The sequence below is a fragment of the Streptomyces sp. NPDC104371 genome (genome assembly GCF_055583785.1).
In genome coordinates, this window is the sequence record NZ_JBVJNF010000012.1 from 150344 (window position 1) to 166776 (window position 16433).

Consider the following 16433-nt stretch of genomic DNA (forward strand, 5'->3'; position numbering starts at 1 on the left):
TGAGACCTCACCGTGAAAGGAGCCAGGCCGCCATGACCGCACACCCGGCAGAGTCCGGCACCCCCGGCCTTCCCCCCATGCGCACCATCGGCGAGCTCCGTGCCGCACTCACCATGGGGTACGGCTTCCCCGGCGACGCCGACGATTTCGAGGCCGAGTTGGCCCGGGAGATCAACCACGCCGACCCCGCTGACCTCTCCGGTGTGGTCCGCCTGGTGGAGGAGTTCCGCGGCCGGATCATCACCCGCCGGGATCCCGAGTTCGACTCCGCTGTCGCCGCGGCCGTCGCGGAGATCCGCGCGGCCCGGGGGAACAACCGGTGACCGAGGAACAGCCGGCCATCGCCGAGATCACGCGTGAGGCGCGCAGCCGCTGTGCGGCCATCGGAGGAGGTTCCCTCGAAGCCGTCGAGGCGCTACGTGCCGAGCTGGAGAAGAACCCGACGCTGGGGCGGCGAGCCCGCAGCGCTGTCGGGGGCATGAAGCTCTACACGACCCGCCTCGAAGGGACGCACGCGCGACCGGCGCTCACCGTCACCTACGTCTACGACGCCCCGCCGCCCGAGCCCGGCCTGATCCGCATCGCGCTCGTCTCCCCCGTGCGCTTCGCGGGCGGCGACGTCTGACAGCGGCGCCGCCGCCGTTCGACGCCGCGCCGTCTCAGCTCAGCCGACGGGCCCCCGCCGAGGGGATCGCCGGGAACACCCGGGGTGTCGTGAAGCCCGCCGTGGTGAAGGCCTCCTCGATCGCCTTGGTGATCGTGTCCGTGGCGGAGGCCTCCGCCAGCACGACGGCCGAGCCGCCGAAGCCGCCGCCCGTCATGCGGGCGCCGAGCGCGCCGGACGCGTTCGCCGTGTCCACCACGAGGTCCAACTCGGGGCAGGAGATGCGCAGATCGTCCCGCAGGGAGGCATGCCCCTCGGTCAGCACCGGGCCGATCGCGCGGACCTCGCCCGCGTCCAGCAGCTCGATGACCCGCCGCACGCGATGGTCGTCGCGGACGACATGCCGTACGTAGCGGCGCACGCGCTCGTCGGACAGGCGGGCGAGCGCCGCGTCCAGGTCCTCGTACGGCACGTCCCGCAGATGGGAGACGCCGAGTTGCCGTGCGCCCTCCTCGCAGCCCGCGCGCCGCTCGGCGTACGCCCCGTCGCCCAGCGCGTGCTTCACGCGGGTGTCGACCACCAGGAGCGCGAGGCCCCGCGCGGCCAGGTCGAAGGGGACCTGGCGGATCGACAGGTCCCGGCAGTCGAGATGCAGCGCATGGCCGTCGACGCAGCACGCCGAGGCCGTCTGGTCCATGACGCCGCACGGCACGCCGACGAAGTCGTTCTCCGCGCGCTGGGCGAGCCGGGCCAGTTCGGGGCGGGTGAGACCGAGGTCGTACAGGTCGTTCAGGGCCAGCGCGGTGACCACTTCAAGGGCCGCCGACGACGACAGACCCGCGCCCGTCGGCACCGTCGAGGAGAGGTGGAGGTCCGCGCCGGTGATCGCGTGCCCGGCCTGGCACAACGCCCAGACGACACCCGCCGGGTACGCGGCCCAACTCGTGTCGGTCAGCGGGCCAGGGGCCTGCCTGGAGTTGCCCGCCTGCGTCGCACCGCCTGGCACGGCACCTCGCCGCGTTGTCGGGATCGCCCGCGTACGCCCAGTACGCGGACGACCCTCCGCCTTGCGAGGCACCGCACCAGACGCCGCGACGCCCGCCCTCCGGGCGAACGACGGGCAACTCCAGGCAGGCCCCAGCTCGTCCACGCGCAGTTCGACGACCGGGCCCTCGATGTCCGCCGAGTGCAGGCGCAGCACGCCGTCGCCGCGGCGCGAGACCGCCGCGACCGCGGTGTGCGGCAGGGCGAGCGGCATCACGAAGCCCTCGTTGAAGTCCGTGTACTCGCCGATGAGGTTGACCCGGCCCGGCGCCGCCCAGACGCCTTCGGGGGCCGTGCCGTACAGCCGCGTGAAGCCTTCGCGGACCCGCTCTGCCACCGTCTACCGCTCCTTCGCGAGATGCTGCGTGAACTCCCAGGCGTCCGCGACGATTTCGGCGAGGTCCGCCCGCGAGGGGCGCCAGCCGAGCCGCTCGTGGGCCGTGGCCGCGGAGGCGACCAGGACCGCCGGGTCACCGCCGCGGCGCGGGGCGACGACCTCCGGGATCGGATGCCCGGTGACCTTCCGCACGGTCTCGATGACCTCGCGCACGGAGAAGCCGTTGCCGTTGCCGAGGTTGCAGATCAGATGCTCGCCGGGCCGGGCGGCGGTCAGCGCCAGCAGGTGCGCCTCGGCCAGGTCCGCGACGTGGATGTAGTCGCGGACGCAGGTGCCGTCCGGCGTCGGGTAGTCGTCGCCGAAGACCGAGATCGCCTCGCGTCGGCCCTGCGCGACCTGGAGGACGAGCGGGATGAGATGGGACTCGGGGTCGTGCCGCTCGCCGCAACTGCCGTACGCGCCCGCCACGTTGAAGTAGCGCAGCGAGACCGCGGCCAGGCCGTGCGCCGTCGCCTCGCCGGTGATCATGTGGTCGACGGCGAGCTTGGAGGCGCCGTACGGGGAGGTCGGCGCGGTCGGGTCGGTCTCGGTGATCGGGGTGTGGACCGGCTCGCCGTAGGTCGCCGCGGTGGAGGAGAAGACGAGCCTGCGCACGCCCGCCTCGCGCATCGCGGCCAGCAGCGCCATCGTGCCGCCGACGTTGTTCTCCCAGTACTTCTCGGGCTTGACGACCGACTCGCCGACCTGCGAGAACGCGGCGAAGTGCAGCACGGCGTCGAACGAGGCGTCCAGCCACTTGGCGGCGTCGCGGATGTCGCCCTCGATGAAGGACGCGCCCTCGGGGACACCCGCGCGGAAGCCGGTGGAGAGGTTGTCGAGGACGACGACCTCGTGACCCGCCTCCAGCAGATGCCGCGCGACCACGCTGCCCACATAGCCCGCGCCGCCCGTGACCAGGTACTTCGCACTCATGAACTCGCTACCTCTCGCAGTCGCCGAGCCGCGGCTTCCGGCGGCACGTCGTTGATGAACACGTTCATGCCGGATTCGGAACCCGCGAGGAACTTCAGCTTGCCGGAAGTGCGGCGGATGGTGAAAAGCTCGAGGTGGAGCGCGAAGTCGTCGCGGGTGACGCCGTCGAACTCCGCGAGCTGCCCGAACGGGGCCTGGTGCCAGGCGGCGATGTACGGCGTGGGAGGTTCGCCCGCGCCGAAGATCCGGTCGAAGCGCCGCAGAAGCTCCAGGTAGACGGCGGGGAACTCGGCGCGGGCCGCGTCGTCGAGGGCGAGCAGGTCGGGGACGCGGCGGCGCGGGTAGAGGTGGACCTCGTACGGCCAGTGCGCCGCGTACGGCACGAACGCCACCCAGTGTTCACTCTCCAGGACGACCCGCTCGTCGGTGAGTTCGCGGCGCAGGACCGCGTCGAAGAGGTTCTCCCCGCCGGTCGTCTCCTTGTGGGCGGCGAGCGAGCGGAGCATCAGCGCGGTGCGCGGGGTGGTGAAGGGGTAGGCGTAGATCTGGCCGTGGGGGTGGCCGAGGGTCACGCCGATCTCCTGGCCGCGGTTCTCGAAGCAGAAGACCTGCTCGACGGCGGGGAGCGCGGACAGTTCCGCGGTGCGGTCGGTCCAGGCGGCCAGGACCAGCGCGGCCTGTTCCTCGGTCAGGTCGGCGAAGGACGCCTGGTGGTCGGAGGTGAAGCACACGACCTCGCAGCGACCGGCGTCGCCCGCCAGTGAGGGGAAGCGGTTCTCGAAGACCACCACGTCGTAGGCGGAGTCCGGGATCTCGCTCAGCCGCTCTCCCTGCGAGGGGCACAGGGGGCACTGGTCGGCCGGCGGGAGATACGTACGGCCCTGGCGGTGCGAGGCGATGGCGACCCGGTCGCCGAGCAGCGCGTCGTGGCGGATCTCGGAGGTCGTGAGGGTCCGCTCCAGCGGCCTGCGGTCGGCCGCGTCGCGTACGGCGTCGTCGCGCAGGTCGTAGTAGATGAGCTCACGACCGTCGGCCAGCTTGGTCGAGGTCTTCTTCACCACACCTCACCTTTCTCCTGCGGTCGGGCCCGCGAACCGCGTCACGCTTCAAACATAAGCCAACACACCCAAACACAACATATCTCGACCGTCAACATCACAATCGAACAAAGGTCACGACGGATCGTGTTTGAATATCGAACACGGGCGCGTAGATTCCGCTCCGACGGTTCACGCAACGAAGCGAGTACTCATGCAGACCCCCACCTCTCTGGCATCGGCGCTGCGGTTGCCGACGAACGGCCTCGATTACGCGATCCTCGGGATCTACTTCGCCGTCGTCCTCGGCATCGGCTTCGCCGCCCGCCGCTCCGTGAAGACCAGCCTGGACTTCTTCCTCTCCGGGCGCTCGCTCCCGGCGTGGATCACGGGCCTGGCGTTCATCTCGGCCAACCTGGCCGCCACCGAGATCCTCGGCATGGCCGCCAACAGCGCCCAGTACGGCGCCTACACCGTGCACTGGTACTGGATCGGCGCGATCCCGGCCATGGTCTTCCTCGGCCTCGTGATGATGCCGTTCTACTACGGCTCCAAGGTCCGCTCGGTCCCCGAGTTCCTGCTGCTGCGCTTCGACAAGTCAGCACACCTGCTGAGTTCGATCCTGTTCGCCTTCGCCGCGATCCTGGTCGCCGGCGTGAACCTCTACGCCCTCGCGCTCGTCGTCGAGGCGCTGCTGGGCTGGCCGCAGTGGGTGGCGATCATCGTCGCCGGGTTCTTCGTGCTCGCGTACATCACCTTCGGTGGTCTGTCGTCCGCGATCTACAACGAGGTGCTCCAGTTCTTCGTGATCCTGGCGGCCCTCATCCCGATCACGGTCCTCAGCCTGAAGAAGGTCGGCGGCTGGGACGGTCTGACCGACTCCCTCGCCAAGAGCCACGGGGACGACTTCGTCACCGCGTGGGGCGGCACCGGCATCGGCAGCGCCAATCCACTGGGCGCCAACTGGCTGACGATCGTCCTCGGCCTCGGCTTCGTGCTGTCCTTCGGCTACTGGACGACCAACTTCGCCGAGGTGCAGCGCGCCCTGTCCGCGAAGAACCTCTCCGCCGCCAAGCGGACCCCGCTGATCGCTGCCTTCCCGAAGATCTTCATCGTCTTCCTGGTGATGATCCCGGGCCTGGCCGCCGCCGTCCTGGTCCCGAAGATCGGCACGTCCGCCTCGGGCCTCCAGTACAACGACGCGATCCCGTATCTGATGCAGGAGCTGCTGCCCAACGGCGTGCTCGGCATCGCCGTGACCGGTCTGCTCGCCGCGTTCATGGCCGGTATGGCGGCCAACATCTCGTCCTTCAACACCGTGTTCACCACGGACATCTGGGCGAAGTACGTGGCCAAGGACCGCGAGGACTCGTACTACGTGCGCTTCGGCCGGCTCATCACCGCGGTCGGCGTGCTCGCGTCGATGGGCACCGCGTTCCTCGCGTCGTCGTTCTCGAACATCATGAGCTACCTCCAGACGCTCTTCTCGTTCTTCAACGTCCCGATGTTCGTGGTCTTCATCATCGGCATGTTCTGGAAGCGCGCGTCCATGAAGTCCGGCTTCTGGGGCCTGCTCGCCGGTACCACCGCGGCGATGGTGAACTACTTCGTGATCTACAAGCAGGGGATCATCGACATCCCCACCGACCAGGGCGCCAACTTCGTCTCGGCGATCGCCGGATTCGTCGCCGGTGCGGTGGTCATGGTCGCCGTCTCGCTGTTCACCGAGCCGAAGCCGACGGCGGAACTCCAGGGCCTGGTCTACGGCACGCGGTCGCCCGGCATGGCCGAACCGCCGTCCGCCGGTGACGACGCCTGGTACCGCAAGCCCGCCCTGCTCGGCTGGGGTGCGGTCGTCCTGGCCGCCGCCTGCTACATCCCGTTCTCGTTCTGACGCCGGAGGATCGATAGACCATGTCCGAGTACTCCGAGCACGAGGTCCAGCGCGAAGTCACCGAGCTGGAGACCAAGTCGGCGACCGCCGCCCGGCTCTTCGACATCCGCCGCGTCATCGGGGGCCTGTTCGTCCTCTACGGCGTCATCGTGACGATCGCGGGCCTCATGGCCTCCGACGCCGCGATCGACAAGGCGGTGGGCGTCAACATCAACCTGTGGACCGGCCTGGGCATGCTGCTGCTCGGCCTGTTCTTCCTCGTCTGGCTGAAGCTGCGCCCGACGACACCGCCGACCGCGGACGCCGACGCCGACGCCCCGGCGGACGGCGAGAAGCCGACGCCCTGACGGACCTGCCGCACAGGCCTTACGGGCCCGAGCCCCGTACCCCGCCGCACCGGGGGTACGGGGCTCAGCACTGCTCAGTACTGCTCGGCGTGGCGCGGTGGGCTCGCGCGGTCCAGCAGGCCCGTGCGGGCGGCCAGGGCCGCCGCCTCCAGCCTGGAGCCCACGCCCAGCTTCATCAGGACCCGCTGCACATGGGTACGGGCCGTCGACGGGGCGATGCCCATCCCGGCCGCGATCAGCCGGGTGTCCTCGCCGTCCGCGACCCGCACCAGGACCTCCACCTCGCGCGGGGTGAGCATCCGCAGCAGCCGCTGGCCCTCGTCGTCCGGCTGCGCCGCCGGGTTCAGCAGCTCGCTGAACGCGCCCTGCAGCAGTTGCGGCGCCACGGCCGTCTCCCCCGCCCGCGCCTTCATGATCGCCCGTTCGACGCCCTCGATGCGCTCGTCGTGGCGCACATAGCCCGAGGCGCCCGCCGCGAACGCCGCCGCGATCCCGCGGGGGTTCGGCACCGGCCCGAGGACCAGCACCGCCACCTGCGGGCGCTCCCGCTTGATGCGCACCACCGGGTCGAAGACCCCCGGCTCGGCGGGCGCCGCCGTACCCAGCAGGCACACCTCGGGCGCTCTGGTGATCACCACGTCCGCCGCGCCCGCGACGGGTGCCGCCGCGGCGAGCACCCGGTGCCCGCGTAGCTTCAACGCCGAGGCCAGCGCCTCGGCGAGCAGTCGGTGGTCGTCGACCACCATGAGCCGCACTCCCATCGAGCAACCCCCAGTCCCCCCATGGATGCCCTTATGGATGCCCACGGATCCGCACGGGCAGACGCTCCCGGCGCACCCCCGCCCTTCATGCCCCCGGAAGCTACACGCTCGTAGGACGTCGCGCTGCCCCTCCGCCGGAGAACCACCTCGGATTCCCGAAATTCCGCCCATCGTGCCTGATGAGAGGTACGCGAAAGGCCCCGCCCCCGAACGGGAGCGAGGCCTTTCACACCGCGCGCTACGCGCTACTTCGCGCCGAAGGCGAGCGCCGTGTACGACTTGTCGCGCGCCGACCACGGCTTGCTGACCAGGTCCTGGCCGAAGAACAGCCGCCCGTCGGTGTACAGCATCTCGGAGCTCTTCGGCACCATGGAGCTGATCGCGCTGTGCACCGCCTCGGAGGACGGGGTCTCCAGCAGCATCGTCTCCTTCAGCGACTTGCCGTCGATCGAGACGACCTGGGAGCCCTTGTCGTACGGACCGTCCTTGTACGCGATGAGGTTCCCGCCGTCCATACGGATCGGCCACATCTCGTAGTCGTCGCCCGCGTCGATCCGCTCACCGGTCGTCTTCCCGGTGGCCAGCGAGAACGAGATGATCTCGTTGGTCTGGCTGTAGTCGGCCTTGCCGTCGTGCTCCTTGGTCGGCACGTACAGCTTGTCGTTGCCGACCGCGATCGCGTGGCACTGGTGGACCTTGCTGACCTCGCAGTCGTGCTCGTACTTGCCGTCCTCCAGCACGATCTTGCTGCGCAGCTTGCCCTCGTCGTCCAGCGCGAAGACGTCGGTGACACCGGAGGTGGTGATGTCGCCCGCGTCGATGCCGAAGACGACGGGGTCGGTGGAGATCACCTTGGCGTTGTCGATGCCCTGGGGGAGCTTGTAGCTCCACTTGTCCTTGCCCGTCGTCGGGTCGAGGAGCTGGACCTCGTACGTCTCGTTGCCGTAGTCACCGCACTTGCGCACCGCGACGAGCTGGTCGCCGCCCGCGTAGCCGACGTCCGTGCACGCGCCGACCTTGGGCGCCCACAGGACCTTGCCGGTGGTGATGTCGAGGGCGGCGCCGCCGTACGAGAAGCCGCCGCCGAGGGCGAGCGTGTCGCCGCTGATCTCCAGCTCGCCGAAGGTGACCGGGGTGCCGTTGGACTCGACCGACTTGGTCCACAGCTTCTTGCCGGTGGCGACCTCGAAGGCCGTGATCTTGCTACAGGGCTGGTGCTCGCGGCTGCCCGGCCGCGGGCCCGCCTCGCTCACCACCGCGGCGATACCGGTGGACGTGATCTGGCCCGAGCCCGCGCAGGTCTGGCCGGGCAGCGGCAGCGTCCACTTGGTCGCGCCGGTGTCCGCGTCATAGCCGACGATCTTGCCGACGGCGGCCTTGGCGAAGACCGAGCCGCTGACCCAGGAGCCCTGGACGCTGTCGATCTGGTCCCGGTCCTTGATCTCGGGGCCGGGCACCTGGAAGAGGACCTTGGCGCTGGTGCTGGCCGGCACCTTCTCCTTGGCCTCGGTGCCGGTGCCGCCGGATCCGGCGTAGCCGATGGTCGCGCCGGCCTTGCCCGTCCCGCCGCCCTTCTCGCCCTTGCCGCCCTTGCCCTTCCCCTTGCTGTTGCTCGTCTGGGTCTCGTCCTTGTGGTCGTCGCCGCTGCCCTTCGCGTACAAGACCCCGCCGCCGACGATCAGCGCGATGGCCGTGACCGCCGCGACGATGATCCACGCCTGCGTGCTCGGGCCCTTGCGGCCACCGCCCTGGGGGCCCTGCGGCTGCATGGGCATGGTCGGCGGCTGCGGGAAGCCGTAACCCGGCTGCTGCTGCGGATAGCCGGGCGGCGTCTGCGGGTGTCCGTACGCCTGCTGCGGCGCGGTCGGCGGCTGCGGGTAGCCGTACCCCGGGCCCTGCGCGGGCGGGGGCGTCTGCGGGGGTGCCTGCGGCGGCGTCTGCGGCTGCGGGTAGCCGTAGCCCGGACCCTGCGCGGGCGGCGGGGGCGTCTGGGGGGCCGTCTGCGGCGGGGGCGGCGTCTGGGGCGCGCCGAAACCGCCCGGCGGCGGGCTCTGCGGGGCACCGAAGCCACCCGACGGGGGGCTCTGCGGCGCGCCGAAGCCGCCCGGGGGCGGGCTCTGCGGGGCGCCGAAGCCCTTCGGCGGCTGGTCCTGGGGGGCGCCGGAACCGCCCGACGGCGGCTGGTTCGGGGGTGGAGGCGGCTGACTCATGGCGTGGGTACCTCGAAGAACGGGAGAGTGGTGAATGGGGACAGCGGCGTCAGGAGCCGGCTCACTTGCCGTAGGCGAGCATCAGCTTCTCCTTGGACTCCTCGCCGCTGCCCGACAGATGCGTCGCGGAGATGTAGAAGCGCCCGTCCACGTAGTCGATCGCCTTGTCGTAGAAGCCCCGCTCGATCGCGGCGGCGCTCGACGGGTTGCGCAGCACCGTGGCCGGGCTGTGGTTGCTGCCGTTGGTCTCGATGGAGATGACCTGGCCGCCGGTGCCGGACGACGCCCCGACATAGGCGATGAGACGGGTGCCGTCCATCTTCAGCGGGAGCATCGCCGCGTCCCCGGGGGACTTCACCCGCCACCGCTCCTTGCCGCTCTCGAGGCTGACCGCGACGACCTCGTTGGGGCCCTTCTTCGCCTCGGTCGGCAGATAGACGGTGTTCACGTCCGCCACGACGCCCGTGCAGCCCTGGAGGTCGCTGTCGGAGAGGGCCCAGTCGCACTCGGGTGCGAAGGACTCCTTCACATCGAGCTGGGAGCGCACCGTCGGGCTGTTGTTCTTGAACGCGGAGATGTTCCACTTGTTCTCGTCCTCGTTGGTGAGGTGGAGGACGAGCGGGTTCAGGGAATAGGTGTGCGCGACCTTCCAGCCCTTGGGGATCTTCTTCGTCCACTTGGCCCGGCCGGTCGCGGGGTCGAGCTCCTGGAGCTCGTCGTGCTCCTTGGCGGTCGTCACCGCGCAGGAGGAGACGGATATCAGCCTGCTGCCGCCCGCGAACGACTTCGGGTAGCAGGAGGCGCCGTACGTGGACTTCTCCCACAGCTTCTTGCCGCTGTCGACGTCGAAGGCGATGCCGGACTGGGCGCGGGCGACCACCAGGGTCTTGCCGGTGAGGGTGAGGCCGAGGTTCAGTGTGTCGTCGAACAGGTCGCCGTCGTCGACCTTCATGCTCCAGCCCTTCTTCCCCGTGTCGAGGTCGATCTCCTGGAGCTGGTTGCACTTGGCCCGGTCGCTGATGCCGCTCATGTAGGCGACGACGACCTTGTCGTCGTCGGTCTTCTGCGCGGTGACGGCGCATATCTTCTGCGGGAGGGTGATCGGCTCCCAGGTCGGGGCGCCGCCGTCGACGTCGTAGGCGAAGACCTGCTTGTAGGCGGCCTTCACCGCCGTCTTGCCGGTGATCCACATACCGGGGGCGTCGGCGCCCGAACCGGGCGCGGCCGGTGCCTGCTTGAACCAGAGGACCTTGTCCTCGCCCGGCTTGCGGCCCTCGTTGAGGTCCCTGGTCTCCTTGCGGCCGTCGCCGCCGCCGTCACCCGGGTTGACGGGCACGGAGGACGTGGCGGTCGGCTGGGGGTCCTTGCTCTTCTCGGCGACGGGCGGCTTCTTGTCCTCGTCGTCGCCCGAACTGACGGCGTACACCGTCCCGCCTATGACGGCCAGCGCGGCTGCCGCGGCGGCCACGACCAGCACGGGCCTGCCCTTGAAGGGGTTCTTGGAGCCGCCGCCGGGGGGCGGGGTGGGCGCGCCGGGGAACTGGGGCGGCTGCGGCTGCTGTTGCTGCGGGTAGCCGTAGCCGGGCTGAGGGGCGGCCGTGGCGTAGGGGCCGGACTGCGGGGCGTACGGGCCTGGTTGGGGCGTGTGGTACGGGCCGGGCTGCTGACCGTAGGGGCCGGGCTGGGCGTACGGGCCGGACTGCGGCGGTTGCTGCGGTGGATTCTGTGGTGCTCCGAAGCCGCCCTGCGGTGGCTGGTTCGGCGGCTGGGTCATCAGCGCGTTCCCCCTCTGTGACTGATGTGTCGCCACGCCCGTGGTGCTCGGCTTCCGCCACACCGGCGGTACGTCAAGATTCTTCTCAGACGGCTCTTTCTATCACTGGGAACCCTTCGAACAGGGGGCCGGTCCTCCCCCTGTTCCCAAGGGAGGACCGGCCTGTGATGCCCTCGTTACGCGACTTCGCGCACCTTCACGCGACTTCACGAGCCGTTCACGCGGCCCGGAGCGGACGCGTCGCGCCGAACCCTCAGGCGGCGTCGGCGAGTTCGAGCCAGCGCAGTTCCAGTTCCTCGCGCTCGCCGACGAGTTCACGCAGCTCGGCGTCCATTTTGGCCACCTTCTCGAAGTCCGTGGCGTTCTCGGCGATCTGCTCGTGGAGCTTGGTCTCCCGCGCGGAGAGCTTGTCCAACTGGCGCTCGATCCGCTGGAGTTCCTTCTTGGCGGCGCGGGCGTCGGCGGCGGAGACACCGGGCTTGTCCGCCGCGGGCACGGCGGCGGCGGGGGTGGCCGCGGCGGCGGTCTCCTCCATCCGGTGACGCCGCTCCAGGTACTCGTCGATACCGCGGGGCAGCATCCGCAGGGTGCCGTCGCCGAGGAGGGCGAAGACCCGGTCCGTGGTGCGCTCGACGAAGAACCGGTCGTGGGAGATCACGATCATCGAGCCGGGCCAGCCGTCGAGGAGGTCCTCGAGCTGGGTGAGGGTCTCGATGTCGAGGTCGTTGGTGGGCTCGTCGAGGAAGAGGACGTTGGGCTCGTCCATGAGCAGGCGCAGCAGTTGCAGCCGACGGCGCTCACCGCCGGACAGGTCGCCCACCGGCGTCCATTGCTTCTCCTTGGTGAAGCCGAAGGTCTCGCAGAGCTGACCGGCGGTCATCTCGCGCCCCTTGCCGAGGTCGACGCGTTCGCGCACGTGCTGCACGGCCTCCAGGACCCGCCAGTCGGGGTCGAGTTCGGCGACCTCCTGCGAGAGATAGGCGAGCTTGACGGTCTTGCCGGTGACGATCCGGCCGCCGACGGGCTGCCGCTCCCCCTCGCTGCGCGCGGCCTCGGCCATGGCCCGCAGCAGGGAGGTCTTGCCCGCGCCGTTCACACCGACGAGGCCGATCCGGTCGCCGGGGCCCAGATGCCAGGTGACGTGCTCGAGGAGCACCTTGGGCCCGGCCTGGACGGTGACGTTCTCGAGGTCGAAGACGGTCCTGCCGAGCCGCGAGGAGGCGAACTTCATCAGCTCGCTGCTGTCCCGGGGCGGCGGCACGTCCTTGATGAGTTCGTTGGCGGCCTCGACGCGGAAGCGGGGCTTGGACGTACGCGCGGGGGCGCCGCGCCGCAGCCAGGCCAGTTCCTTGCGGACCAGGTTCTGCCGCTTGGCCTCTTCGGTGGCGGCGATGCGCTCGCGCTCGGCGCGGGCGAAGACGTAGTCGGAGTAGCCGCCCTCGTACTCGTGGACCACACCGCGCTGGACGTCCCACATCCGCGTGCAGACCTGGTCGAGGAACCACCGGTCGTGGGTGACGCACACGAGCGCGGAGCGCCGCTCGCGCAGGTGCTGCGCGAGCCAGGCGATGCCCTCGACGTCGAGGTGGTTGGTGGGCTCGTCGAGGACGATCAGGTCCGGGTCGGCGATGAGCAGCTTGGCGAGGGCGATACGGCGGCGCTCGCCACCCGAGAGGGGGCCGATGACGGTGTCGAGCCCCTTGGGGAAGCCGGGCATGTCGAGCCCGCCGAACAGCCCGGTGAGCACGTCCCGGATCTTGGCGTTGCCCGCCCACTCGTGGTCGGCCATGTCCCGGATGACCTCATGGCGGACGGTGGCGGCCGAGTCGAGGGAGTCGTGCTGGGTGAGGACGCCGAGGCGCAGCCCCCCGGAGTGGGTGACGCGGCCGGTGTCGGCCTCCTCCAGCTTGGCGAGCATACGGATCAGGGTGGTCTTGCCGTCGCCGTTGCGCCCGACGACCCCGATGCGGTCCCCTTCGGACACGCCGAGCGAGACACCGTCGAGCAGGGCACGCGTGCCGTACACCTTGCTCACGTTCTCGACATTGACCAGGTTGACGGCCATTTCACTCCTGCCCGGAAGGATCGATCAGCCTTCAAGCGTAGGCCCTCCGGGTAAGGGGACGGGGCGCGTGAGGTTCGTCACGGCATCGACATCGCCCTGACCGCCCTCGACCAGCTCCGAAGCCGCCGGTCAGAGCACCGTCGCGCCCGGTGCCGGGGACTGTGCCACCCGTGCCGAGCGGCAGGTACCGGATGCCAGCAGGGTCTGGGCGATCCGGTCCGCCGACTCGGCGTCCGGGGCCAGGAACGCCGTCGTCGGGCCCGAGCCCGAGACCAGGACCGCCAGGGCGCCCGCCGCGCGGCCCTCGGCCAGGGTCTGTGCCAGCTCCGGGAACAGGGAGAGCGCGGCCGGCTGGAGGTCGTTGGAGACCGTCGCCGCGAGCGCCGCGGCATCACCCTTGGCCAGGGCGTCGAGGACGTCCTGTGAGGCGACGGGCTCGGGGACCCGTACGCCGTCGGTGAGGCGGTCGAACTCCCGGAACACCGCGGGGGTGGACAGCCCCCGCCCGGCCGTCGCGAAGACCCAGTGGAAGGTCCCGCCGACCTCCAGCGCCATGAGCTTCTCGCCCCGCCCGGTGCCCAGCGCCGCCCCGCCCACCAGGCTGAACGGCACATCGCTGCCCAACTCGGCGCAGATGTCGAGGAGTTCCGCACGGGAGGCGCGCGTGCCCCACAGCGCGTCGCAGGCCAGCAGCGCGCCCGCGCCGTCGGCGCTGCCGCCCGCCATGCCCCCGGCGACCGGGATGTCCTTGGCGATGTGCACGTGCACGGCGGGGGTGCGGCCATGGCGTTCGGCGAGCGCGAGGGCCGCGCGGGCGGCCAGGTTCGTCCGGTCCAGCGGGACCTGGTCGGCGTACGGGCCCGAGCAGGTCACACGCAGCTCGTCGGCCTCGGTGACGGTGACCTCGTCGTACAGGCCCACGGCGAGGAAGACATTGGCGAGGTCGTGGAAGCCGTCGGGGCGGGCGGCGCCCACCGCGAGCTGGACGTTGACCTTGGCCGGGACGCGGACGGTGACGCTCACTGGTGGTCGGGCTCCTCTGTCGTGGCCGCGGCGGCCGTCTGCGACCGCGGCGCGGCTTCGGCGATACGCGCGAACTCTTCCACGGTCAGCGACTCACCGCGCGCCTTCGGCGAGACCCCGGCGGCGACGAGCGCCTCCTCGGCCGCGGCCGCCGAACCGGCCCAGCCCGCGAGCGCGGCCCGCAGGGTCTTGCGCCGCTGGGCGAAGGCGGCGTCGACGACGGCGAAGACCTCGCGCCTGGAGGCCGTGGTCGCGATCGGCTCGGTCCGCCGCACCAGCGACACCAGACCGCTGTCGACGTTCGGCGCGGGCCAGAAGACATTGCGGCCGATGGCTCCGGCCCGCTTGACGTGGGCGTACCAGTTCGCCTTGACGGACGGCACCCCGTAGACCTTGGACCCGGGGGTGGCCGCGAGCCGGTCGGCGACCTCCGCCTGCACCATGACGAGGGTGCGCTCGATGCTCGGGAAGGTGGCGAGCATATGGAGCAGCACGGGCACGGCGACGTTGTACGGCAGGTTCGCCACGAGCGCGGTGGGCGCGGGGCCCGGCAACTCCGTGACCTGCATGGCGTCGGAGTGCACCAGCGTGAACCGGTCGGCGCGCTCGGGCATCCGGGCCGCGATGGTCGTGGGCAGCGCCGCCGCGAGGACGTCGTCGATCTCGACGGCCGTGACCCGCTCGGCGACCTCGAGGAGCGCGAGCGTCAGGGACCCGAGCCCCGGGCCCACCTCCACCACGGTGTCGTCGGGCCGCACCTCGGCGGTGCGCACGATACGGCGCACGGTGTTGGCGTCGATGACGAAGTTCTGACCGCGCTGTTTGGTGGGGCGTACGCCGAGGGCTGCCGCCAGTTCACGGACGTCGGCGGGGCCCAGGAGGGCGTCGGGGGCGGGGCTGCTGCTCACGGACCAAGGGTACGGGGCGCGGGGAGGGCGGTCGGCCGCCCTCCCCGCTCCGATGACACGTACCCGCGCCTGCTCAGCCGTACAGCCGCCGTCCGCAGTACGGCCAGGGGGTGGGCCCGTGGCGTACGTACAGCTTCTTCGCCCGGTAGGTCTGCTCGTCGGTCGGGGCGTCCTGCGGGCGGCCCGTGCCGCCGATGCTGCGCCAGGTGCGGCGGTCGAACTGGTAGAGGCCGCCGTAGGTGCCGGAGCGGTCCACCGCGTCCGGCCGGCCGCCGGACTCACAGGCCGCGAGCTTGCGCCAGTTCAGGCCCTCGGCGCCGGACACCGCGCCCGGCCGCCGCTTGGTGCCGATGCGCACGAGCTGGGCCCGGGGCCTGCGCAGGATCTCGGTGTCGAGATGCCGCGGTCTCTCCCGGACGCCGTTGACGGAGCGCACGACGTACGTCACCCGGCGCGTCCCCGGCCGCCCCGCGCGCGCCACCACCTCCGTCCCCTTCAGCAGCGACGGGTCCTTCGTCCGCCGTACGTCGAACGGGATCGCTTCGTCGCGGACCTTCTTCGCGCGCGACACCCGCAGCACGGTCACCGTCTGCCCCTCGCGCGGGAAGCTCCCCGGCGCCACGGAGGTCGTGTCCTGTCCGCGCAGCCCGGCCCCGGCCTGGGTGGCGGCCTCGCCGACGGTCGCCGCGTTCGTACGGATCGTCCGCGCCCGCCCGTCCGCCAGGACCGTCACCGTGCGCTCGGTGCGCACGTCCAGGGCCAGCCCGTCGCGGCCGATCCGCCGCAGGCGCGAGGTCGAGACGTACGCGCCCTCACCGCGCACCCCCAGCTCCTGGAGCGCGCCGTCGACCGTGGTGGCCGTCGTCCACACCCGCCTCCGCTGCCCGTCGAGGGTGAGGTCCAGCGGGCGGCCGTAGCGCACGACGACCGCGTCCCCGCTCGTGAGCCGCGTGTGGCGGCCGGGTACGACGAGGTCGTGCCCGCCCACCGTCACGCCCTCCTCCAGCAGCAGCTCGCCCACGTCCTCGGCAAAGGTGTGCAGCGTGCGCGTGCTGTCGTCCACGGTCAGCTCGACGGCCTTGTCCTGGGCGACGAACGCGGTGGTACCTCCGGCGAGGAAGGCGACCACCAGGGCCTGCGGGAGCAGGCGGCGCACCGGGTCGGGGAGGGTGCCCCTGCGGGGCCGCGCGGCGTGCCGGGCCTGGCCGCGCCCCTCGGGGGGTGGGGCCGGTTCCGGCCCTCGGGGTTCCGCGGCACGCGCCACGCGCGCCCGCATCTCGTACGGGAGCCGGTACGGGGCCACGTACAGGTACGTGTGGCCGTACGACGCCCGGTCCTCGTAGGACGGAATCGGGCCGTACGCCCCGTACGGCGAGTGCTGCCGGTTGCTCATGCGACACGCTCCAGAGAGAGGGGTCCGAAAGGGAGACCAGAACGTAACGGCTGGTCGTCACTCT

Annotated in this window: 14 protein-coding genes; 4 read left to right on the forward strand and 10 right to left on the reverse strand. The window is 71.2% G+C overall.

All coding sequences use genetic code 11. The features are described 5' to 3' along the window. Positions 1 to 32: 32 nt before the first annotated feature. Complete coding sequence (locus ACZ60T_RS29970) at positions 33 to 323, forward strand: hypothetical protein (protein WP_469668746.1); 291 nt, start codon at positions 33 to 35, stop codon at positions 321 to 323. Beyond that, a complete protein-coding gene (locus tag ACZ60T_RS29975; protein WP_469668747.1) occupies positions 320 to 625 on the forward strand; it encodes a hypothetical protein in 306 nt (101 codons plus the stop codon). The genes ACZ60T_RS29970 and ACZ60T_RS29975 overlap by 4 nt, the downstream gene beginning before the upstream one ends. Positions 626 to 659: 34 nt before the next feature. Here ACZ60T_RS29975 and ACZ60T_RS29980 read toward each other — a convergent pair whose 3' ends face one another. The 3 genes from ACZ60T_RS29980 to galT are packed head-to-tail and all read right to left on the reverse strand — an operon-like array spanning position 660 to position 4015. Then, positions 660 to 1985: a galactokinase gene (locus tag ACZ60T_RS29980; protein ID WP_469668748.1), complete on the reverse strand. Its 1326-nt coding sequence runs from the start codon at positions 1983 to 1985 to the stop codon at positions 660 to 662. 3 nt (positions 1986 to 1988) lie between these two features. After that, positions 1989 to 2957, reverse strand: coding sequence for a UDP-glucose 4-epimerase GalE (gene galE / locus ACZ60T_RS29985; protein WP_365624256.1), 969 nt, complete (start codon positions 2955 to 2957; stop codon positions 1989 to 1991). Beyond that, the gene (gene galT, locus ACZ60T_RS29990; RefSeq protein ID WP_469668749.1) at positions 2954 to 4015 is read right to left on the reverse strand and encodes a galactose-1-phosphate uridylyltransferase; all 1062 of its coding nucleotides are present in this window, start codon (positions 4013 to 4015) and stop codon (positions 2954 to 2956) included. The genes galE and galT overlap by 4 nt, the downstream gene beginning before the upstream one ends. Before the next feature lie 193 nt (positions 4016 to 4208). Here galT and ACZ60T_RS29995 point away from each other — a divergent pair, with 193 nt between their 5' ends. Both ACZ60T_RS29995 and ACZ60T_RS30000 read left to right on the forward strand, forming a co-directional pair. Continuing rightward, positions 4209 to 5888, forward strand: coding sequence for a sodium:solute symporter family protein (locus ACZ60T_RS29995; RefSeq protein WP_469668750.1), 1680 nt, complete (start codon positions 4209 to 4211; stop codon positions 5886 to 5888). Between the two features lie 20 nt (positions 5889 to 5908). After that, positions 5909 to 6235, forward strand: a complete 327-nt coding sequence (locus tag ACZ60T_RS30000) for a hypothetical protein (RefSeq protein ID WP_469668752.1) — start codon at positions 5909 to 5911, stop codon at positions 6233 to 6235. A gap of 74 nt (positions 6236 to 6309) precedes the next feature. On the opposite strand, the gene ACZ60T_RS30005 is transcribed toward ACZ60T_RS30000, so the two are convergent. From ACZ60T_RS30005 to ACZ60T_RS30035, 7 genes are all read right to left on the reverse strand, one after another. Further along, positions 6310 to 6996 (reverse strand): helix-turn-helix transcriptional regulator, encoded by a 687-nt coding sequence (locus tag ACZ60T_RS30005; RefSeq protein WP_365624264.1) that lies wholly within the window; start codon positions 6994 to 6996, stop codon positions 6310 to 6312. 245 nt (positions 6997 to 7241) lie between these two features. Continuing rightward, entirely contained in the window at positions 7242 to 9206 is a 1965-nt protein-coding gene (locus tag ACZ60T_RS30010) for an outer membrane protein assembly factor BamB family protein (protein WP_469668753.1), read from the reverse strand. A gap of 61 nt (positions 9207 to 9267) precedes the next feature. Then, the gene (locus ACZ60T_RS30015) at positions 9268 to 10980 is read right to left on the reverse strand and encodes an outer membrane protein assembly factor BamB family protein (protein WP_469668754.1); all 1713 of its coding nucleotides are present in this window, start codon (positions 10978 to 10980) and stop codon (positions 9268 to 9270) included. Between the two features lie 253 nt (positions 10981 to 11233). Continuing rightward, a complete protein-coding gene (locus ACZ60T_RS30020; protein ID WP_365624270.1) occupies positions 11234 to 13045 on the reverse strand; it encodes an ABC-F family ATP-binding cassette domain-containing protein in 1812 nt (603 codons plus the stop codon). 129 nt (positions 13046 to 13174) lie between these two features. Next, positions 13175 to 14068 carry a 4-(cytidine 5'-diphospho)-2-C-methyl-D-erythritol kinase gene (locus ACZ60T_RS30025; protein ID WP_469668756.1) on the reverse strand — a complete coding sequence of 298 codons (894 nt, stop codon included), beginning with the start codon at positions 14066 to 14068 and terminating at the stop codon, positions 13175 to 13177. Then, positions 14065 to 14976 (reverse strand): 16S rRNA (adenine(1518)-N(6)/adenine(1519)-N(6))-dimethyltransferase RsmA, encoded by a 912-nt coding sequence (gene rsmA, locus ACZ60T_RS30030; protein ID WP_365624274.1) that lies wholly within the window; start codon positions 14974 to 14976, stop codon positions 14065 to 14067. The genes ACZ60T_RS30025 and rsmA overlap by 4 nt, the downstream gene beginning before the upstream one ends. Positions 14977 to 15049: 73 nt before the next feature. Continuing rightward, a complete protein-coding gene (locus tag ACZ60T_RS30035; RefSeq protein WP_469668757.1) occupies positions 15050 to 16369 on the reverse strand; it encodes a ubiquitin-like domain-containing protein in 1320 nt (439 codons plus the stop codon). Between the last annotated feature and the right edge of the window lie 64 nt (positions 16370 to 16433).